This window comes from Streptomyces sp. RPT161 (genome assembly GCF_027533845.1).
GTDB lineage: Bacteria > Actinomycetota > Actinomycetes > Streptomycetales > Streptomycetaceae > Streptantibioticus_A > Streptantibioticus_A silvisoli_A.
Genome location: NZ_JAPZVN010000012.1, coordinates 1 through 20,052, shown reverse-complemented (window position 1 = coordinate 20,052; position 20,052 = coordinate 1). Strand labels below are relative to the sequence as shown.

19 protein-coding genes are annotated in these 20,052 nt (G+C 68.6%); 7 read left to right on the top strand and 12 right to left on the bottom strand.

Annotated elements, in window-relative coordinates; genetic code table 11:
* Positions 1-187: 187 nt before the first annotated feature.
* From O5O46_RS22635 to O5O46_RS22625, 3 genes are all read right to left on the bottom strand, one after another.
* On the bottom strand, positions 188-1,042 hold the full coding sequence (locus O5O46_RS22635) for a DUF2127 domain-containing protein (RefSeq protein WP_269857372.1): 855 nt from the start codon (positions 1,040-1,042) through the stop codon (positions 188-190).
* A gap of 393 nt (positions 1,043-1,435) precedes the next feature.
* Complete coding sequence (locus O5O46_RS22630; RefSeq protein ID WP_269857371.1) at positions 1,436-1,639, bottom strand: cold-shock protein; 204 nt, start codon at positions 1,637-1,639, stop codon at positions 1,436-1,438.
* Between the two features lie 379 nt (positions 1,640-2,018).
* The gene (locus O5O46_RS22625) at positions 2,019-2,879 is read right to left on the bottom strand and encodes a DUF1963 domain-containing protein (protein ID WP_269857370.1); all 861 of its coding nucleotides are present in this window, start codon (positions 2,877-2,879) and stop codon (positions 2,019-2,021) included.
* A gap of 259 nt (positions 2,880-3,138) precedes the next feature.
* Between O5O46_RS22625 and O5O46_RS22620 the strand changes: the two genes are divergently transcribed.
* Positions 3,139-3,333, top strand: coding sequence for a hypothetical protein (locus tag O5O46_RS22620; protein WP_269857369.1), 195 nt, complete (start codon positions 3,139-3,141; stop codon positions 3,331-3,333).
* A gap of 590 nt (positions 3,334-3,923) precedes the next feature.
* Here the strand turns inward: O5O46_RS22620 and O5O46_RS22615 are convergent.
* Entirely contained in the window at positions 3,924-4,886 is a 963-nt protein-coding gene (locus O5O46_RS22615) for an acyl-ACP desaturase (protein WP_269857368.1), read from the bottom strand.
* Positions 4,887-5,392: 506 nt separating this feature from the next.
* Between O5O46_RS22615 and O5O46_RS22610 the strand changes: the two genes are divergently transcribed.
* The gene (locus O5O46_RS22610) at positions 5,393-7,432 is read left to right on the top strand and encodes a SpoIIE family protein phosphatase (protein WP_269857367.1); all 2,040 of its coding nucleotides are present in this window, start codon (positions 5,393-5,395) and stop codon (positions 7,430-7,432) included.
* Between the two features lie 530 nt (positions 7,433-7,962).
* The gene (locus O5O46_RS22605; RefSeq protein WP_269857366.1) at positions 7,963-8,718 is read left to right on the top strand and encodes a dienelactone hydrolase family protein; all 756 of its coding nucleotides are present in this window, start codon (positions 7,963-7,965) and stop codon (positions 8,716-8,718) included.
* Between the two features lie 209 nt (positions 8,719-8,927).
* Here the strand turns inward: O5O46_RS22605 and O5O46_RS22600 are convergent, their stop codons facing one another.
* From O5O46_RS22600 to O5O46_RS22585, 4 genes are all read right to left on the bottom strand, one after another.
* A complete protein-coding gene (locus tag O5O46_RS22600; RefSeq protein ID WP_443072603.1) occupies positions 8,928-9,779 on the bottom strand; it encodes a glycoside hydrolase family 19 protein in 852 nt (283 codons plus the stop codon).
* 225 nt (positions 9,780-10,004) lie between these two features.
* On the bottom strand, positions 10,005-10,229 hold the full coding sequence (locus O5O46_RS22595; RefSeq protein WP_269857364.1) for a hypothetical protein: 225 nt from the start codon (positions 10,227-10,229) through the stop codon (positions 10,005-10,007).
* A gap of 66 nt (positions 10,230-10,295) precedes the next feature.
* Positions 10,296-10,499 carry a cold-shock protein gene (locus tag O5O46_RS22590; protein WP_069779708.1) on the bottom strand — a complete coding sequence of 68 codons (204 nt, stop codon included), beginning with the start codon at positions 10,497-10,499 and terminating at the stop codon, positions 10,296-10,298.
* A gap of 391 nt (positions 10,500-10,890) precedes the next feature.
* Positions 10,891-11,421, bottom strand: coding sequence for a GNAT family N-acetyltransferase (locus O5O46_RS22585; RefSeq protein WP_269857363.1), 531 nt, complete (start codon positions 11,419-11,421; stop codon positions 10,891-10,893).
* Between the two features lie 250 nt (positions 11,422-11,671).
* On the opposite strand from O5O46_RS22585, the gene O5O46_RS22580 reads away from it, so the two are divergent.
* Positions 11,672-11,893 (top strand): hypothetical protein, encoded by a 222-nt coding sequence (locus tag O5O46_RS22580; protein ID WP_269857362.1) that lies wholly within the window; start codon positions 11,672-11,674, stop codon positions 11,891-11,893.
* A 248-nt stretch (positions 11,894-12,141) separates the two neighbouring features.
* On the opposite strand, the gene O5O46_RS22575 is transcribed toward O5O46_RS22580, so the two are convergent.
* From O5O46_RS22575 to O5O46_RS22560, 4 genes are all read right to left on the bottom strand, one after another.
* A complete protein-coding gene (locus O5O46_RS22575) occupies positions 12,142-13,911 on the bottom strand; it encodes an ABC transporter ATP-binding protein (RefSeq protein ID WP_269857361.1) in 1,770 nt (589 codons plus the stop codon).
* Positions 13,912-14,017: 106 nt separating this feature from the next.
* Positions 14,018-14,278: a lasso peptide biosynthesis PqqD family chaperone gene (locus O5O46_RS22570; protein ID WP_269857360.1), complete on the bottom strand. Its 261-nt coding sequence runs from the start codon at positions 14,276-14,278 to the stop codon at positions 14,018-14,020.
* The gene (locus O5O46_RS22565; protein WP_269857359.1) at positions 14,275-14,751 is read right to left on the bottom strand and encodes a lasso peptide biosynthesis B2 protein; all 477 of its coding nucleotides are present in this window, start codon (positions 14,749-14,751) and stop codon (positions 14,275-14,277) included. Before O5O46_RS22565 ends, O5O46_RS22570 begins: the two co-directional genes overlap by 4 nt.
* Complete coding sequence (locus O5O46_RS22560) at positions 14,748-16,538, bottom strand: asparagine synthase-related protein (RefSeq protein WP_269857358.1); 1,791 nt, start codon at positions 16,536-16,538, stop codon at positions 14,748-14,750. The genes O5O46_RS22565 and O5O46_RS22560 overlap by 4 nt, the downstream gene beginning before the upstream one ends.
* 741 nt (positions 16,539-17,279) lie before the next feature.
* On the opposite strand from O5O46_RS22560, the gene O5O46_RS22555 reads away from it, so the two are divergent.
* The 3 genes from O5O46_RS22555 (at position 17,280) to O5O46_RS22545 (ending at position 19,820) form a co-directional block, all read left to right on the top strand.
* Complete coding sequence (locus O5O46_RS22555) at positions 17,280-17,417, top strand: lasso RiPP family leader peptide-containing protein (protein WP_269857357.1); 138 nt, start codon at positions 17,280-17,282, stop codon at positions 17,415-17,417.
* A 622-nt stretch (positions 17,418-18,039) separates the two neighbouring features.
* Complete coding sequence (locus O5O46_RS22550; protein WP_333482419.1) at positions 18,040-19,287, top strand: ISAs1 family transposase; 1,248 nt, start codon at positions 18,040-18,042, stop codon at positions 19,285-19,287.
* Positions 19,284-19,820: a GNAT family N-acetyltransferase gene (locus O5O46_RS22545; RefSeq protein WP_269857356.1), complete on the top strand. Its 537-nt coding sequence runs from the start codon at positions 19,284-19,286 to the stop codon at positions 19,818-19,820. Before O5O46_RS22550 ends, O5O46_RS22545 begins: the two co-directional genes overlap by 4 nt.
* Positions 19,821-20,052 lie beyond the last annotated feature (232 nt).

Sequence of the window (20,052 nt, the reverse complement as noted above, 5' to 3'; positions counted from 1 at the left end):
GGACCGTCAACAGGTCGCCCATGAAGCCAGCCCGGCTTCCAGGGCGTCATCACCTCCCACGGCACCGTCGCCGCAACCATGATGGGCGTCGCCGTCGACAGCGGCAGGACCTCTCCCCCACCGGGCTACGGACGTGCCCCGAAGTCACCTGCCGTCAACGCGCCTGCGCCGGCCGACCGCACGGCCATCAGCCCGACTCGCCGGAAAGCCCGGCGCCCGGGTACACCCGGTCGACCGCCGCCCAGCCGCTGTCCCGTGCCACCTCGGCCCGCTGCGCTCGCCCCCCGCCCCGCACGCCGAACAGCCGCTTGGCGAACAGCAGATAGGCCACCACGGCGCAGTTGATGACAAGCGTGATGACCTTGCCTGCGGTCACCGTTCCCGTCAGCTCGTAGACCTCGGGAACAAGCAGCACGGAAGTCGCCACGAACGTCAGGTACTCGGCCCACCGCCGCCCTGTCCACAATCCGACCGCCTCGACGCCCTCCAGCACGGCGTAAGCCGCCAGGACCGCGCCGATGGCCCACAAGGTCGCCGAGCGCGCCCCGAAAGCCCGGTCCAACTCGCCCAGCAGTCCATGCGCCGAGCGGCCCCCCACGCCGCCGACACCGTTCTGCAAGGCATCTACGACGCGGTAGAACGGAGCACGCAGACGACTGCGCTCACCGGCGAAACCCAGCACTGCCGCAGCCAGCACGGCCAGGACCAGGAAGTGCAGCAGACGGTCGAGCGCGATCAGGCGCAGCACGTACCGATCGCGAAGTGCCCGGCCCCGCAAGGGGAGTTGGATCTCCTCACGCCCCGGGGCGTACTCCCGGCCTGGCGTGCTGGGGGGAGGCAGGGCCAGCCAGGCGTCACAGCGCAGGCAGCGGTGCCAGCGCAGACCTTGGTGCTCGCGGACCAGCCAGGCGTCCTGCGGCCGGATCCGAGAGGCGTCCCTGGCCACCAATTCGTGCCCGTGGCCAGCGCAGCCCAGCAACTCGTACCACCAGCCCCGCTTGGACCGGTCGGCACCCGGCGCGAGCCGCGACGTGTCATCCACCGTGCGCGCCTCCTTCCCACTCATCGCCGTCCTCAGCTGTAGCCGCTCGCCTGCCCCAGCCGACTTGCGCCGCACCCGGGTGACCCGTCACACCGAGGCTGTTCCGACTCCTGTCACGCGTTACCGTGACGGCGCACCGCCCCAGCCCACCACGGTGTTCGCCTCACCCGACCGCCCGACACGGAAATTCCACCTCATGGCAGGGCGACGAACCGGGCGGCGGTGAAGCGGCATGGTGAGCGGTCACGCCGCTGCCCCGGGCCTGTCTCGCGGCAACCAGCACCCCTGCGTTGCCGCGCCTACTGGGCCAGTACCGTCCAGGCGCTGCGGAGCAGGGCACCAGACAGTGCGAGGCCCCGGCCGGAGACCGTCCGACCGGGGCCATTCGCGTTGTTACGCCAGGCGGATGCGCTCCGCCTGGGGGCCCTTCTGGCCCTGGGCGACGTCGAACGTCACCTTCTGGCCCTCCTCAAGCGAACGGAATCCTTGAGCGTCGATGTTCGAGTAGTGCGCGAACACGTCGGCGCCGCCACCGTCCTGCTCGATGAAACCGAAGCCCTTTTCCGCGTTGAACCACTTCACGGTGCCGCTGGCCATGCTTGTCTCCTCAAGGGACTCGTATCGGAACCCGCACTGTGCGGGTTCCGGAGGTGATCGCCTTGGCCCGGAGATGCGCTGAACAGCAAGAACGCCCGCGAGCGTGTCACGGGCGAACGGGACTTCGGAACCACGACTACTGACCTCGACGCTACACGCACCGCAGCCATCCGGCTACAGGACAAGCGGGGCGCCATCCCGACCAGTCACCTCAACGGATTCCTGACGAAACGGACGGAAACGCAGGCCAACGGGCTTACGCGACCGTGTGTGCAAGCCGCGCACCGGCAGGGCCATTGGGGTGAGGCCGATGACCACCGCCTACCACGGGCCGCCACAAGCCGAGAACCGTTGTGTTCGGGCTCAGGCGGAGCCGCTGTCAGGGGTTCCAGAAGACGGTGGCGAACGTACGGTCGAAGCGTCGCGCGGCCAGGTCCTCGCGTTGGATCACCCAGTGGACGGTGGCGCCCTCCCTGCCCTCGATGCAGGGGTCCCAGTCGGCGAGCAGCACCCAGTCCTCGACGGCACCTGACACCACTGCGCCCCCACCCCAATGGCCTGCCTCCGCCGCCTTCACCGCGCACCACACGACGCCTTCGACCGGGTCAAGATGGACGGCCTCTTCCGAAGCGTATCCGCCGATCTGGAGAGGCCCCCAGGTGGCGATGTCATCCCGTGTGTCCTCCCACACCTGGGCCAGTTCCTCGGAGCGGGGGTGCCCGGGGAGCGGCTCGCTGTAGGGGTGCTCGGGGATCTCGACGGCGTAGTGGTAGGGCAGGGAGACGTTGGGCGTCGCCCGCAGTTGCCCCCGCGGAAACGCCTCGACTATCTCCCGGTACTCCTCGATCTCGAACCAGGCCCAGGAATCCTTGTCCCGCTCCTCCACGGCAACACCGGCAGGGACGTACACCGCTTCGCCCATGGTGGCGAAGTCGCCGTCGTCCTGGGGAAAGGCGAACAGCAGCAGGTGGCCGTCCGGAGGCAGGGGGAGGTCCGTCGCGTCGTCGGGCAGGGCCGCGAGATCGATGGAGGCGACGAAGGGGTAGAAGGGAGCGGGGGTGTCGGCGGGAAGCATCAGGGGGCCGCCGAACCGGCCGACGACCGGTCCGTCCCCTTCCTGCGCCAGTGTCGCGCAGGGGCGAGCGGTGTCCAACCACCGCTCCACGTCGTCTGCGGGGATGCCCTGTGCAATCGCCTTGGCACGGAAGGGACTTAGCCTGTCCCGCATCTCAGGAGTCATGAAGGAACGGTAGAGCCAGGGTCTGACACTCCCGCTCCCGAGGCCGCCGGAAGCCGTCGGATCGGGTCCGCCGATCATGCCGTGCTCGCGGAACGGCGCCGAGGCCGCCGTGCCGCTCGCTCGATCGCCTCGATCGCCGAGCTGCTTGGCGTCTCCAGTGGGACACCGCCTAACCCGAGCGGCGTGCTCTTTGCCGTCGGCACCGTCCCGATGGCCATGCTGACCGCCTACGCCTACGAACGCGGGAGTCGTCGCGTCGATGGCGGTGCACTTCGCGGTCAACACGACGATGGTCCTGCTGGGTGTCAACGCCCCTGTGACACAAGCCATGATCATCGGAATCCAGGCGACCGTCACAGTGCTCCTCCTGGCCACCAGCCGCCCGGCGACCAAGGCCGCCCCGACCGCCCTCGCAACCCCGGCGCCCCAGGCGGACGGTGCCGCCCGAGCCTGACAGCCCAGCGGGGACACCCAAGGCGTTCCTCGGACGAACGCGATCGCCGAACGCCCGATCAGGCCAAGCCGACGCCGAGCCACCGCCCGCATCACGACCGCCGCAGCGCGCCACGTCCACCTCGTCGGCGGCGAACGGAGTCGGAGCAGATCGCGGGTTGGGCGCACCCGTACTGCCGACTGGGTGCGGGCGGCGGATGCCGTGTTCGAGGAGGGCCAGGGCGCACAGGCGTTGCAGGCCGATGGTGTCGATGTCCGGCAAGCCGCAGGCGAACGTGCCGATGGCGTGCGCGGGCACGAACTCGCGCCAAGTCGGGCCGAACTGCCGAGGGGCAGGTTCGGATCCACCCGCGTGCGGAATCTCCCAGACGGTGGAGGCGGCGATCGGGTGCCCAAGTCGCGCCGGTGCGGCCCGGGTTCGTCGGTGCCTCCAGCGACTGTTGTCGCGGGCGAAGCGTAGTACGGGCATTGCGGACCTGCGCCCGGTGGTGGCGGGCGGAAACCCGGCCGCGTGGTCCGATCACGCGTTCTCAAGCTCCCACGGCCTCAAGGCCGTGGGAACCCGTGGTGCTCCCGCACCCGTCGAGCGGCTCAGGCGTTACGGCGGCGGGCCAGCAGAGCGGCCCGCCGCTCGTCGAACCGCTTGGCCTGGTCATCGAGGCCGCCCATGAACCGACCGATCTCGTCCTGTGCCTGCAATCCCTCCGCGCCGAGCCCGGAGACCTCCAGCACCTTCAGATGGCGCAGCACCGGCAGCAGTACGTCGTCGTGGTGGATGCGCAGGTTGTATATCCCGCCGATGGCGATCCGGGCCGCTGCCCGCTCGAAGCCCGGCATCCCGTGACCAGGCATCCTGAAACCGGTGACCACGTCCGCGATGGCCCGCATCGCCTGGTCGGGAGCGAGCAGCAGGGCCGCCGCCAGCAGATTGCGATAGAAGACCATGTGCAGGTTCTCGTCGGCGGCGATCCGGGCGAGCATCCTGTCGCACGCCGGGTCACCGGCGTGGAGCCCGGTGTTGCGGTGCGAGATGCGGGTGGCCAACTCCTGGAAGGCCACGTACGTCACCGAGTGAAGCACGCTGTGGCTGTTGTCCGACTCGAAGCCCGCCGACATGTGCTTCATGCGCAGACGTTCAAGCTCGACAGGGTCGACAGCCCGCGAAGTGAGCAGGTAGTCGCGCATCACGATGGCGTGCCGCCCCTCCTCGGCGGTCCACCGGTGCACCCACGTCCCCCAGGCGCCGTCCCGACCGAAGAGGGTGGCGATCTCGTGGTGGTAACTGGGGAGGTTGTCCTCGGTCAGTAGATTGACCACCAGAGAGATGCGGCTGATGTCGGAGACCCTGGACTGCTCGGGGGACCATGCCTCGCCGCCGAAGACACCGTCGAAGTTCCGGCCGTCACTCCAGGGCACGTACTCGTGGGGCATCCACTCCTTGGCGACCCTGAGATGGCGGTTGAGTTCTGTCTCCACCACTTCCTCCAGGGCGTGCAGCAGTTGGACGTCACTCCACCTCTGCGAAGTACGAGGACGGGCGGCGGCAGTGGTCACAACGGCTCCAGACGGGCGACAGCAGTACTTACGGCGCCGTAGGTTACGGCAACGTAGGTTGGATCCGCGTAAGGGGTCCCAGTCAGGACCCGATCACCGGGTTCCAGATCTCCGTCACCAGGGCCGATGCACGCTGCGCAGCGCTACGACGAGCAGGGCGGCCAGCTCCGGGCCGCAGCGAGAGGCGGTGTGATCCGCCGGGCCGTTGGCGGCCGTGACCGGTGGCAGGACCACTTGGACCGAGCAGGCGCGGCCGGGACGTGCCCGAGCCCGGACGACACCTGCCGCCGCTGGCCCACCGCACCCCGGGCGGCGACGTCCTACCTGATCAGGGACGCTCGCGGCTGGCGGCGACAGTGGGGCCGCGTTCCCAGGCAGGTACGGCGAACCCACCATAGACTCAAGGAGACGGACCTCACCGAGGGACCGCCCTGCTGATGACGCGACCGCCGGTTGGTGCGCGGTAGGGGACACACATGGCAGGTCCACCAAAAAGGCGCGCACGTGTGGGGCTGGTGCCCCTCACCGCCGTCTCTGGTGGGTTGCTCGCCGCGCTGATCGGGCTTGCCTTCATGCTGCTCCTGTTGTCGATCATCGACCTCGGCGAGTCGACGGCCAGCGAACGCCATACCCATACCGCACTCACTCAGGCGAGGACGGTCGAGGGGCTCATCGTCGACCTGGAGACAGGCCAGCGCGGCTTCGTCATCACCGGGCAGAACCAGTTTCTTGAGCCGTGGCAGACCGCCCGGACGACGTTCACCGACCAGGCACAGCAACTCGTACGCCTCAGCACCACCCCCGGCCAGAAGAGACTGGCCCAGCAGATCAGCCAGGCTGGCCAGTCCCTGATCCGTGACTACTCGATTCCGCTGGTCGCGGCGGCACGCCGGGGAGATCCCCGTGCGCGCGGCGTGGCGGCGACGCTGGAAGGGAAGCGGCGCGTCGACGCGCTCAGGAAGCAGTTCGGCCAGTACGACTCGGTGCAGGAAGCGCTGATCGCGGCGCGTGAACGCGCGGCCAACGATGACGCCCGGGGCGCGGTCGTCGCGGCGTCGATCGGCTTCACCGGCTCAATACTCCTCATCGCGGCGTTCGCCGGGTACGTGATCCGGGCCGTTGTCTGGCCGGTCCGCAAGGCAGCCGACGCGGCGTCCCGGCTCGCCGGCGGCGACCTGGCCGTACGAATGCGTGAAACCGGCAGGGGCGAGATCGAGCAGCTCGGGACGGCGTTCAACACCATGGCCAGCTCACTTGAGGAGAGCCGTGAGCAGGCACGCCACGCTCACGAGCGCCTCAGACTGCTGTACGAAGCCAGCATCGCCATCGGCACGACACTCGATGCCGAGCAGACCGCACAGGAAATCGTGCGGGTGGCGGTCCCCCGCTTCGCCGACTTCGTCACCGTCGACCTGACCTTGCCCGTCCTGCTCGCCGACGAACCGCCGGAGGACCACGGCGCCTATGCTCGCCGCGTCGCCCTGGGCGGGGTCCACGACGACCCCCCGCTCGACCCCGTGGGCTCACAGATCGCTCTCGCCTCCTTCACGCCGCAAATCCGTGACATAGCCGGCGCGAGCGCCACCTTCGTGCCGGACCTTCGTACCGCCTCCGCGTGGCAGGTCCGTCACGGCCACCAGGCCCGCACGCTGCTGGACTACGGCATGCACTCGCAGATCACCGCCCCGCTGTACTCACGGCGCACGCTTGTGGGTGCGGTCGGCTTCTGGCGATCGGAGAACCCCAGCCCGTTCGAGGAGGACGAGCTGTCCGATGCCGAGGAGATCGCGGCCAAGGCCGCCATCGCGATCGACAACGCCCTGCGCTACGCCCGCGAACACGACATCGCCCTGACCCTGCAGCGAAGCATGCTGCCCCGCAGCTTCAAGCCGCCAAGCGGCATCGAGATCGCCCACCGCTACACGCCCGCTTCCGAGGCCGCCGAGGTCGGCGGCGACTGGTACGACGTGGCCGCCATGACCCCCGGCAAGGCCGCGCTCGCCATCGGTGACGTCATGGGGCACGGCATCCCGGCCGCCGCCGTCATGGGGCGGATGCGCACCACCCTGCGTGCCCTCGTCCGCCTGGACCTGCCGCCCGACCAGCTCCTGCAGCACCTCGATGAGACCATGCAGGACCTCGACAGCCCCATTCTGGCCACATGCCTGTACGGCGTATGTGACGCCGTGGCCAACCGCTGCTGGCTCGCGCGGGCCGGACATCCCCCGCCTGCCCTGATCACCCCCGACGGCACCGCCCGCCTCATCGACCTGCCACCTGGCGCACCGCTCGGCATCGGCGGCATCTCCTACACGACCACCGAGGTCCCCCTCACTCCCGGGAGCGTGCTCGTCCTGTACACCGACGGGCTCATCGAAGCCCGCGGATACGACCTCGACGAGCGCCTGGAGGAGCTCCTCGACCTCCTCAGCGGTACCCATCCGTCCCTCGACCAACTCGCCGACACCCTCATCGACCGCCTCGCCCCAAGCCCCGCGCAGGACGACATCGCCATCCTCCTCGCCCGCGTCAGCACCCCTCGGTGAATTGCCCGGGAGGATCCGGAGCCCTGAACAGCGCCACCTTGTGCCACAACGGATAGCCGACGGCGTTTCAGCACACACCCGCGGAATTGCGCTCCAAGCTGCCCCAGGTTGATGGACTTGCGTCCGACCACCGCTTCGCGGCCATACCAGAGGCCGGTGACGCGGCTACCGCTGCGGCCGGACAGCATACGAACGGCCCGCTACTACGCCCGTCGGCGCGCGGCCGAAACCCACTGGGCAACTCGTTCGCCGGAGGCCGTGGCCATACCGCCGCCAACCGCCGGTGACCACAATTACCGCGCGGAGCAGATTCCTTTCCGTTCGTCAAGGCGGCCATCGCGCTGATCAGATCCCCAATGTTTCGTCAATACCGTTTCCAGGGCGAAGAGTTACCACTCACCCCGCACCACCCGGCTTACGTGGTGCGCTAATATCGACCACCGGACACAACTCGGCCCTGACAACAATCGCCAAGCCTTTTCTCTGACATCTCGGCCAACTCACTCCGAAGAAAGCAGAGGATTTCACAGATGACCGCTGTGCGTGGAACATCCGTGGACGTTCCCACCCCGGACGGCACTGCCGACGCCTACCTGGCACATCCCGACGGCACCGGCCCGCACCCCGCAGTCCTGCTCTACATGGACGCCTTCGGGCTGCGCCCGAACCTCAAGCAGATGGCCGACCGACTTGCCGCCGCCGGCTACACCGTCCTGGTTCCCAATGTCTTCTACCGCCACGGGCGGGCTCCACTGTTCGACCTGCCCGATTTCATCGACGTGACCCAGCGCCCGGAGATCTTCCAACAGATCATGCCGGTCGTGCAGTCGCTGACTCCGGAACTGGCGATGCGCGATGCCCAGGCCTACTTGCGCTGGCTGGCCGACTCCCCCACGACCACGAGTGGGCCGGTCGGCATCACCGGCTACTGCATGGGCGCGGCCCTGGCCCTGCGCACCGCCGCCAGCTACCCGGACCAGGTCGCCGCGGCAGCTGGTTTCCATGGCGGGAATCTGGCCACCACCGGACCTGACAGCCCGCATCTTCTCGCCGACCGCGTCAAAGCCGAGTTGTACTTCGGCCATGCCGACCAGGACCACGCGTTGCCGCCCGAGCAGATCGACCGTTTCGAGAAGGCGCTCACCGAGGCGGGCGTGCGCCACGTTTGCGAGGTTTACACCGGCGCCCAGCACGGCTTCACACAAGCCGACACCGCCGCCTACAACCCTGATGCCGCCGAACGCCATTGGACGGCGCTGCTCGACCTCTTCGGCCGCAGGCTCTGACGGGCAGTCGCGCGAGACGGCGCACTGGAACCAGCCCCGCCTCGCGCCACGCGGACACGACGTCCGGGATCCCTTCCGGCCTTCGTGGTTGATCACCGGAACCGGCGCTGGGTCTTGCCTCTGTCCGTCGGCCTTTGGTGCGGGCATGGCCGCTGCCGCACCCGGGGTGCGGCAGCGGCCACGCTCGGCTTGGGGCGCCTGAGACCAGGTCAGCAACCCAGGTTGCCGCCGGTGGGGGTGCCGAGGATCTGGGTGAAGCTCTGGTAGTAGTTGATGCGGTCCTGGACCTCGGCGGGGTTGCCGCCGTTGCACTCCACGCTGCCGTTGATGCTACGGATGGTCTCCCCGAAGCCGGCACCGTTGACCATGGCGTTGTGGGCGGTCATGCTGCCCGCGCCGTTCTGGGTGTCCCAGAACCACAGGGCGGTCTTCCACGCCACCGCGGAGTCGTTCTGTACCAGGTACGGGTTGTCGAGCAGGTCGATGCCGAGGGCGTCCCCGGCCGCCTTGTAGTTGAAGTTCCAGCTCAGTTGGAGCGGACCGCGACCGTAGTAGGCGGACTGCCCGGCCGGACAGCCGTAGGGCTGACTGTAGTCGCAGTAGTGGGAGTAGTTCGATGTGTTCTGCTCCACCACGTACTGCAGACCACCGGTCTCGTGGGCGACGTTGGCGAGGAAGGCCGCCGCCTCCTGCTTCCGGACGGTGTCGCCGCCAGTGGTGGCGAAGCCGGGGTACGCGCTGAGGGCGGCGGTCAGTCCACTGTAGGTATAGAAGGGGTTCCGGTTGGGGAACATCTGGTTGAACTGGGCCTCGCTCACCACGAATCCCGAAGAACCTGGCCCGGAATCGCAACTGTAGGGGTCCCAGTACCAGGTGCTGATCGTGGGGTCGTAGCCCGGGTTGTCGTGGCTGGCCCGGTAGTACTGGCCATTGGTGTATCTGACGATGTCCCCGGTGACGTATGGCCTGCCGGCGACCCAGTCGGGGTAGTTGCCGCAGCTCAGCGCCTGGCGCGGGGCCGCCGAAGCGGTGGTCGCGGACGCGGGGAGGGCGACTGCCATGGTGGCGGCCACGGCGAGGGCGGCGAGTAAACCTGTGACGCGCCGTTTCAGCACGTGATCACTCCTTTGCGGCGTGGGGGGATGCTGGCTCGACAAGCGCGCACCACTCAACTCGCGCTGGTCTGGACCAGTCAAGGCGGTGACCGGTAAAGCTTCTCCAGTTCCCGTGATGTGACCGGGAGTTGGCGGGTGGCGTGTCTCACCGCCCTCGGCCCCGAAAGCAGTTCAGAAGTGCCGCGTGCACGTCGGCGAAGGCCGACAGCCGACTTCACCGACGCCGGGATCACCCGCGCGACGGTCGTCGACCTTGAAGGTCTGCGCGAGGCACGGCGCGGCGAACTGACGACCAGTCAACCTGCTGGCGGAGAACGGGCGGACAGCGAGTCCGGCTACGAACTGCTGATCAGCACCGGCGGCTTCAAGAACTTCCTTCTGGGACTTCGACGTCAACAAAAGCAACGTGGCTGGGGCCCGCACCCAAAGGTGCGGGCCCCAGCCACGTTGTACGCGTCAGCGTCAGGCGGGAACGATGTTCTCCGCCTGCGGGCCCTTCTGGCCCTGGGTGACGTCGAAGGTCACCTTCTGGCCTTCCTGAAGCTCACGGAAGCCCTGGGTGGCGATGTTCGAGTAGTGGGCGAAGACGTCAGCGCCGCCGCCGTCCTGCTCGATAAAGCCGAAGCCCTTTTCCGCGTTGAACCACTTCACGGTGCCAGATGCCATATTGAATCTCCTTCGGGGGCAGTGCCCGGAGCCCGCACCTTGCGAGCTCCGCGTCGCCGCGATGATTGCCCCGTCCGGAATGAACACCGGAGGTACAAAAGCGCACCCACCGGCATGGAGAGCCGACAGGAGCACTTGAAGACTTTGGGAACCACAACTGCAACTGCGATCGACAGTAGCACGGAGCGAGCCGCTGAGCACGGCAGGTTTCCACGCCTCACTCTCTGGGCCATAAAACCTCACCGGCCATCGCACTGTTTTCTGCACCCTCGGCAATAGGTATTCGCGTCCGCGAGCACGGGCCGCGCGGGGGGCCCAGCGCGGGTGGCCCAGGAGCCGTGTGCGGGTCGGCGCGAGATGAGGGGACGATGGCTGCCGTTGTCTGGCCGGGTTACGAGAACTCCGTGAGGTCGATGGCGTGGACGCGCAGCGGAAAGCCGTACACCGGGTGCGTCGTTTCACGCTCCGGCAGCATGCCGAGCTTGCGCATCACGTTCTCGGAGGCGTCGTTGCCCACGCGGGCGATGCTGATGACACGGTCGAGGCCACGGTCTCGGAGCGCGAACTCCAGCACGGCGCAGGCGGCTTCGGAGGCGTACCCCTGACCCCAGAACTGGCGGCCCAACCGCCAGCCGATCTCCACGGCGGGCAGTACCTCCGGCAGGAACTCCGGTACGGACAGGCCCACGAATCCGGCCAGCTCGCCTGAGGCCAGTAGCTCGACGGCGAAGAGGCCGAAGCCCTCCTCGTCCCACTCCTCCTCCCACCGCTCGACGGCCTCCGCAGTGCTGTCGAAATCACGGACCGAACCGTCGCCGATCCAGCGCATGACCTGCGGGTCCGCGTTGATCTCCGCCATGAAGGCAATGTCGTCGTCATGCCAGCGGCGAAGGAGCAGGCGGGGGGTGAGGATCTCAGTCATGACCCCGATTCTGTCGAAGGCAGGGACCCCGGCGAGAACCAGTACCCGGCCTGCCGCCCTCAGGAGGCGGCGATGCCGGGGTGGCAGCGGGCCGAGCGGTACGAGCCCGTCGAGCTGGGGGCGGGTCCGCGGCTTCGCCGGCTCGGGAAGGCGAAACCGGACGAGCAGTGGTTGCCCGGAGGAGGTCTCGACTTGGTTTCGTTCGCCCGCGCGGAGCGGCAGCTCGCTCATCGGGCGCATACTGAGACCAATGACAAAGCCAGCCGTAGCCCGGCGCCACCTGCCGTCAAGCCCCTTCAAGCCCCCGGTCACGTCGCCTCCCAAGCATTTCGCGGTAGGAGACCGGGTCACACACGACCAGTTCGGCCTCGGCCGGGTGATCGGTGTCGAGGACGAGGTCGCGGTACTTGTCGACTTCGGTTCACCACAGGTACGGATAGCGAGTCCGTACGGCAAGCTGACCAAGCTCTGAGGCCCGTTTCGGCGCCGGGACCGCCGCGCGTCGCCCCCGGCACCCGAACGATGTTCCCGCTCGCCACGACAACGTCGCCACCTCCGACGACGGCTCCCTGCCGGACACCACGGGAGTGGGGCAGCACAGGAGGCTTGGTCGCCCACAGGATCGTCCGGCGCCGATCAGAGACTGGACGGCATCCGCACCGACGGCAGCACCGCCTTGCCGGGCGTGCCCGATGACTGATCGCGTACTCGCCGAGCCCTTCAGCGTACGCCTGGCTGCCAAGGGCGACATGAGCCGTCGACGTCGGCAGAGCGATCGACGAGCCGCTGGAATCCGCGGTGGGTGCGCAGGAGCTCGGCGTACGTGCCTGTGGCCTGAGCCGCGCCGTTCGAGAGCATGACGACAGTGTCAGCAGCTTCGATGGTGGACATTCGGTGGGCGATGACGAGAAGGGCGCACTCCTGCCGCAGGTTGTGCATGTTGACCGTCAACGCGGCCTCGTTGGCAGGGTCGAGGTGCGCGGTGGGTTCGTCCATCAACAGCAGCCGGGGGCGGCCCAGTACCGCTCGGGCGATGGCGATTCTCTGGCGTTCGCCACTGGACAGACGCGCCCCGCGCTCGCCGACGTCGGTGTCCAGCCCTGCCGGTAGCCGGTGGATCTTCTGGGTCAGATTGACGAGGTCGAGCGCCCGCCACAGCCTGTCGTCGGTGGCGTCGGGAGCGGCGTAGCACAGGTTGTCCCGCAAGGTGCCGTGCAGGAGGGGGCAGTCCTGTTCGACCCAGCCGATGTGCGAGCGCCACTCCTGGAGATCGACATCCGTGGCGGGCTGCCCGTCGATGCGGATGCTGCCGCTCCACGGCTCGTAGAACCGGTTGATCAGTGCGAAGGTGGTGGACTTGCCGGCTCCGGACGGTCCGACCAGGGCGACGAGCGCGTGGTGCGGGACGGAGAGCGACAGTCCCCGGAGCACCGGAGCGTCGGGACTGTAGCCGAATCGCAGATCGCGAATCTCCAGCGACGCACTCGAAGTCGGGCGCTGGGGTGGGTGCCGCCACAGTGGGCCGCGGCTGGTCGCCGCGTTGCCGCTGTCCTCGGTGGGGAGCGCGTACACCTCCTGGATGCGGTCGGTGGCGCCTTTCGCCCGGTGCACCGAGGCGACCCCTTCCATCAACTCGGTGATGGGGCCGCCGAGTTGGGTGGCGTACAGCAGCATCGCCACGAGGGCGCCGAGCGAGAGCGCCCCTTCGTCCACACGGACCGCGCCGATCAGCAGGACCAGGACGAAGGCGGCGTTGATGGCCATCTGGGCCGTGGGGGCGATCGTCGCCGTGAGCCGGGCGCTGTGCACCGCGGCGTCGTAGGCCCGGTGGGCGAGGGTGGTGAGACGGTCGATCTCGCGCTGTTCGGCGCGGTTGGCGCGGACGGTGCGGAGGGCGGACAGCGCACGTTCCAGTCCGGCGGAGATCTCTCCGACGGCGTTCTGCAGCGTCGTGGACGCGCGGCCGATCCTCGCCGAAAGCCCATTGATCACAAGGCTGCCGACCAGCATCACGCACAGGATGAGCAGCATCAGGACGGGATCCATCACGAACATGGCGCCGACGCTGCCGAGGGCGACGCACAGGTTCGTGGCGAGCTGGACGGAGAGGTGCGTGAGCGCGTCGCGCAGGACGGCCACGTCCGTCGAGGCGCGCGCCATGAGGTCGCCCACACGCAAGCGGTCGAAGGCATGCATCCGGACCCGCAGCAGGTGCGAGAACACCCTGGTGCGCATGCCGAGGACGAACCGCTCACCCGTGCGCTCCAGCAGGAAGGCGGCGAAGGCGCCGACCAGCGCCTGGGCCAGCAGCAGCAGGACGAGGACGGTGACAGGGAGGAGGAGCGGCCGGTGTGCGGTGAGCGCGTCGACCACTGCCTTGGCGGCCAGGGGCTGCGCGACGCCCACGGCTGCCGCGGCCAGGGTGAGGAGGAGGGCGGTGGCCAGGGGCCGCCGCTGCCCCTGGGTCAGGGCCCAAAGGTGTCGAAGCATCGCGTGCGCGGCTCCTTCTCCAGCCCGGCGCCCGGGCCGTCACGACGAGCGAGTTCGAGGCGGGACGGCCGGCACCGCGCAGGGCACCGCAGGCCGGGGCCGGTTGTCAGTCGGCCTCCACCAGCCCGGACGACCGGAGTTGGTCGGTCAGCGCGGTGAGGTCTTCGCGCGCCTGGGCCGGTGCGATGTCGTAGCGTGCCGCGAACTCCTCGGCCACTTGTTCCACGGTGCGGCCGGCCAGCAGGCGCTGGAGCGCGTAGGCGCCGGTGTGGTTGACCTGCCAGTAGTCTCCGGTGCGCTGGCTCAACAGCACCGCGCCGTCATCGGTTTCGGTGGTGACCGTATGGGCGGTCAGGCGTAGCGTCATGGGGTCCTCCGAGCACGGTCTCGGCGCGGCAGCGGCCAACGGGCCGCTCGCCTGGGCGCGTTGGGGGCGACGGTGAGCAGCGGCCGGTAGTAGCCGTCGGGGTACGGTTCGTCGATCATCTGGCCGTCGGCTTCGATCCAGGCGTGGGCGGCGAAGGGCGTGGTGCGCACGCCGGCCTGCCAGGTGGGCCACACTCCCTTGAAGCGGCACAGCACGGCCGCCGCGATCGACCGCTGCAGGCAGTTGTGGACGGCGCAGTGCAGGCTGACCGCGACGACCGCGGTGCGGGCCGCCGACGCCTGTGCGGCGGTGCCCGGACGTGCGCCGACGCGCAGCGTTTCGAGTGTGACGCGCAGGTACTTGGGGGGCAGTTTGGCCAGGGGCCAGGCGATGGACACGGCGGTCAGCGGCAGCACACGCCGGTGCAGGGGCAGGCGGATACGGGGCGGCAGCGCGCAGGGGGGACTGGTCACGGCGTCTCCTCGGGTTCGGTCACTCGGTGGAGGTGGCGGGCGCCGCCGCGTGTGGAGCCGGCGAGTGCCGCCGTGGGGCGGACCGCGATCTCCCGCAGCCACAGTTCGGCGCCGAGCGTCGCCTCCAGTTGGGCGGACCAGACGTCTCCGGTCCGGGGCGGTGTGAGCAAGGTGGTGCGCATACCGGCCACGTCGATAAGGCCGCGGCGCGCCAGGAGCGAGTCCGCGAACAGTTCCAGCAGGTCGGGAACATGCTGCTGCAACGCTCGGTCGACGGATTCCTCACAGTCACCCTTGGTGGTGCGGTCCAGGATCACGTCGGGCACGAGGCCGCGCATCGCCGCGGCCAGCACCGGCTTGTACTGCCAGGGGGTGTAGCGCTCATGGGGACGGATGGACAGCACAGCCTCGACCACCCGGTCATCCAGGTAGGGCAGTTCCAAGCGCAGCCCCTCGGCCGCGTACTCACGGCAGACCAGCCGGAGCACAGGCCCTGCGCTACGCAGGGCTGTCAGGGCCTCGTGTTGCCCTCGGTCCGGTGCCAGCGGGGCGACCTGATCCGCCACGTCGTAGAAGAGCGTCCGCGTGGTCCTCACTGCGTCCCCGGTGGCCCACGGCGTCGCCGGGAGCCGCTCTCCCCAGCCGAGCGCAGGAGCCGGGCGTAGCGGCGTGGGGCGGCGGAGGTCGTCGGCGCACCGCCGCCACCACGCGCCGAGGTCTTCTCCCCGCAGCAGACCGGCCAGGCTGGACGCCAACGGCCCGCGGCTCAGCGCCCGATGGGCGCGCAGCTGCCGCAGGGCGGTCACCGGTCGGCGGCGAAAGAGCGTGTGCAGGTAGGCGGCGCTGCCGGTGAACAGCTCATCGGCCCCGTGCCCGGCCAGGTGTCGGGTGGAGCCGTTCTCGACCAGCAGTCGGATCCCCGTGCGGATCGCGTTCATCCCGCGGGTGGCAGCCCGCGGGGCTTCCGTGTCCGGCAGCCAGTACGGCGGGGAGAACACCGGCGGAGCGTCGGTTTCCAGCATGGTCAGGTGCTCGGCGTGCTCCAGCGAGCGCGCGGCCTGGGCGGCGTAGAGCGGGTCGTCGTTGATCGCACTGCCGCCGATCCAACGAAAGGTCAGCAGGTCGGGGCGGTGCTCAGCCGCGAGGAAGCACAGCGAGGTGGAATCCATGCCGCCCGACAGGTCCGCCGACAGCCTGCCCCGGCGGGGTTGTCGCAGGGCCACGGCCTCCCGCAGACTCTCGCGCACCCGGGCCGCTCCCCGCGCCAACGGAACGTTCGGCTCCGGCGGATGCCACCAACGCGCCGTGCGCGCGGGGCCGTTGCCGGGGAGCAACAGACAGGAGTCCGCGGCCACTTGGCGTACGCCGCGCCACCAACTGCGCTCGCTCAGTGGCGTGAAGAGCATCCCGTACGTCACACCCGCCGCGAGCAGGTCCTCGTCCGGCTCCGCGCCGACCATCCCGGCCAGCACGTCGGCTCGGTCACTGGCGACCGGAACATCACCCAGACAGGCGGTGAACACGCAGCGGGTCCCGGTGACGGTGCCCTGGACCCGCACCTGACCATGGGCGGACGCCATCACATGTGCACTGCCGGGAAGCCGGCGGGCCAGCCGGTCCAGGTCCGGCAGGCCGCGCATCGGGGAGACCAGCTCGGAGAGCCGATTCGGCGTGATCGATTCCGGACCGTACACGGCCACCCGCACCGGGCCCGCGTCGGCCACCACCAGATCCTCCGGTGCCCACGAACCGACCAGCCACGGCCGCCCGGAAGCATGGGGCACCATCTGCGGTGCCTCCGCATCGACCTGACGGTGAGCCCAAACGCCGCCTGGGGAGTCCGGGAAGACCACAAGGTTGTCGTTCAGCGATTGCACATGCCTCACCCACCCGGTATCAATGGCGACATCCGCCCGTCGGCATCGCGTCCACCCGCCCGGCCACCGATCCCACTCGGCCATACGGCTGCCCTGTCAGCGCCGGACCGTAGGGGGCGACACCCACGCCGCACGCGGGCAAGGGGCGGGTCCCGCACTGTCCCGCGCCGCCGCAAAACCGTGCCCCACCGGGGGAAGGTCTGGCAACTGGCCGAAGTTGACATCGCGCCAATTACCGTGACGACAAAAGAGCAAAAGGATCCGTTCCGATAACCGATCAGACCGAGTCCGCGAATCACGGCATACATACAATAAGTCAAGTTCCATGGCGGCCACCGAATCTCCTCCACCCCTCCCCCGCCAGGTGAAGTAGCAATTGAGAGGGCGGAGTGACGCACGAGGCTCCTGGTTGTTGCGGACAGCGTTCGCAGTGCACCATGCGCCTCGTGGGACCTGGCTTGGACCTTCTCCAGCCATGCTCGACAGCCACGTGAAGCGGTCGGCGCGTGCGCATAGCCGATCCACGCACGTGGCAGTGAAGTCAGCTCAGGATGGCGGAAGTTGTAATGCCCAAGTGGACACCTCTGGTTCGAGGGCGGTTACATGATTTGACGTCATTCCAGGTTCAACCGAGACACAAGGGAGAAGGCCATGACCAGGAACAAGCAGTTGCCCGCGCGCTACACGCCTCCCACCGTCGCCAAGGTCGGCCACTTCACCAAGGACACGGATGGAACCATCTACACGCAGAAGGACGCCACGACCCTGGGCTTCAAGAAGCCCCGCTAGCGCAGACAGCGGCGTCGGCTGACCGGTCGACGGTCGTCGTTCCCGGCCCTGCACCGGACTTCGCCCCAGCTTTCCCTGCGGCAGCGCAGCAGGGGCGAAATCCTCCGGAGCAGGGCCGGGATCGCACAACATCCTTCTTCCCGCCCTGCCCTACGGTGGAGCGCTATATCGGTTGTCCCCTGACTGGCCAGATCAGGGATTACCGCTTTACACACCACACGCTGCCAAGGTCGTCCCGTAGCGCTGGATTTCCCGCGGGCAAGCCGAGGGGCGACGTCCGGCTTTCCCTACTGCGGCGGCAAGCCCGAAGTCGCGTTGCGCTTCCGCGTCACCAAGTCGTAGCCGATTCCTTGCGGTTGCGAGAACTACGGCCGCTGTATCCGGCTTGAGAAGCGGTGCCTTTACCGTCGGCCTCACCGATCGTCGCCGCATACGTTCGCGCCAGGCCACACGCGGAGGCGACATCACCGACGGATGCGGGCCTCTTGGCCCGCAGGGCATCGGCATAGTCGGGAGGCGTCCGGTTCGGGACGATCTGCCTGCTCGACTGGCCCGGGACGCAACAGGCACGGGTTTCCAAGATCATGGAGTTCTCGACGCCCCATGATCCGACTGGAAGACCGTGCCTGCCGACGCATCATCCCCGATACCGCCTGCCTTTGACCAACCGCGCGCGCAACCCGACGTCGCTCCTGACGAGGTCCCGAGCCTGTTGGAGCGGTTGACCCAGGTGCCCGATCCGCGTGATCGCCGCGGAGTGCGGCACGCTCTGACCGTCGTACTGGCACTGACCGCGTGCGCCGTGCTGTCCGGGGCAACATCACTCCTGGCGGTCGGAGAGTGGATCTCCGGTGTACCGCCCCACCTGCTGGAACAGCTCGGCACACGTTGCGATCCTGTCCTTCCAGGCAGGTGCCTGCCCACAGAGTCGACAGTCCGTCGGCTGCTGGCCCGCATCGACGGCGACGCGTTGGACCGGGCTGTCGGCCGTTGGCTGGCGGACCGCCGCCCAGCCGACACCGCCGCACCGCGCGGCCTGGCGGTCGACGGCAAGAGCCTGCGCGGCGCAGGCAAGGCACAGGGCCGAAAGATTCACTTGCTCGCCGCGGTCGAGCACACCTCCGGCCTGGTCCTGGCCCAGCTGGACGTTGGCGAGAAGACCAACGAAATCACCTGCTTCCAGCCGCTGCTGGACAGCATCGCTGAACTGACCGGAGCAGTCGTCACCAGCGACGCACTGCGCACCCAGCGCGAGCACGCCGAGTATCTCCTGCGGCGCCAAGCCCACTGCATCGTGATCGTTAAGGGTAACCAGAAGAACCTGCGCAAGCAGCTCAAGTCCATGCCCTGGAGGGACATCCCGCTCCAGTGCCGCACCCGGGGCATCGGACGCGCTGAAATCCGCAGCATTAAGGCCGCCACCGTCAAGAACTTGCTCTTCCCCGGAGCCCGCCAGGCGATCCAGATCAAGCGACGCCGCACCGACCGCAAAACCAGCAGGACCACCGTCAAGACCGTCTACGCCGTCACCAGCCTGACCGCCGAGGAAACCACGTCCGCCCAGCTCGAAGCGCATCCGCGACCACTGGAAGATCGAAGCCCCGCACCACGTCCGCGACACAACCTTCGCCGAGGACGCCTCCCAGCTGCGAAGCGGCAACGCACCACGCGCCATGGCCACCTGGCGAAACTTGGCCATCGGCGTCCTGAAGCTCGCCGGCGTCACCAACATCGCTGCTGGCCTCCGCCGCAACGCTCGCGACCCCCGGCGACCGTTCGCACTCCTCGGGCTCTCCTGACTGCCACCTGTGGATCAGGCGGGGAAGCTTGGTTGATCGGCTGGGGCCACTCGTATAGGAATGCCCTGTGATACGTGGCGAAAAGATCGGGCTGCGTGCCCGGCACGAGAGCGACGTCCCAGTTCTCCACTCCGAGCTGTACGACGATGTGCCCACACGGTCACGCGCCGACTCTCGCCCGTGGCGACCCATCTCACCAGGTTTGGGCCACTCGCCCTTCGCCGTGACCGAGCCATCGGACGAGGCAGCGTGCTTCTCCGTCGTCGAGCTGGAGTCGCATGAGCTGGCCGGCGAGGCCCTCCTCTGGGGCATCGACACGCACAACCGGACGGCTCACATCGGCATCGCCCTGCGCCCCACATTCCGCGGCCGCGGGCTCAGCGTGGATGTCCTGCACACACTGTGCGAGTACGGATTCGCCGTACGCGGACTACAGCGGCTGCAGATCGAGACCCTCACGGACAACAGCCCTATGCTCGCGGCGGCAACCAGGGTCGGGTTCACGCGGGAGGGAACACTGCGGCGCTCCGCATGGGTGTACGGCACATACGCAGACGAAGCCGTCCTTGGGCTCCTCTCGAACGATTGGACACCCCGGGGCTGAACAGCACGAGCGAGGTGTCGCGATAGCGACCTGCGGACACAAAGGGCAAGGTAGAACTTTGACGAAGCCCTGTCTTGGCCCGTACCACAGGGATGTTGAGCAGTTCCCGCAGATTCATCGCCTCAGCGGCTTCAGCCGGTCGGAGTTCCGCCGGGCGCGCCCACCCCCCCTGCCGCCGCTTCTGAGTTGACCGGCTAGGCATGACAGCGCGCTCACGGCTTCGGCCGGAGAC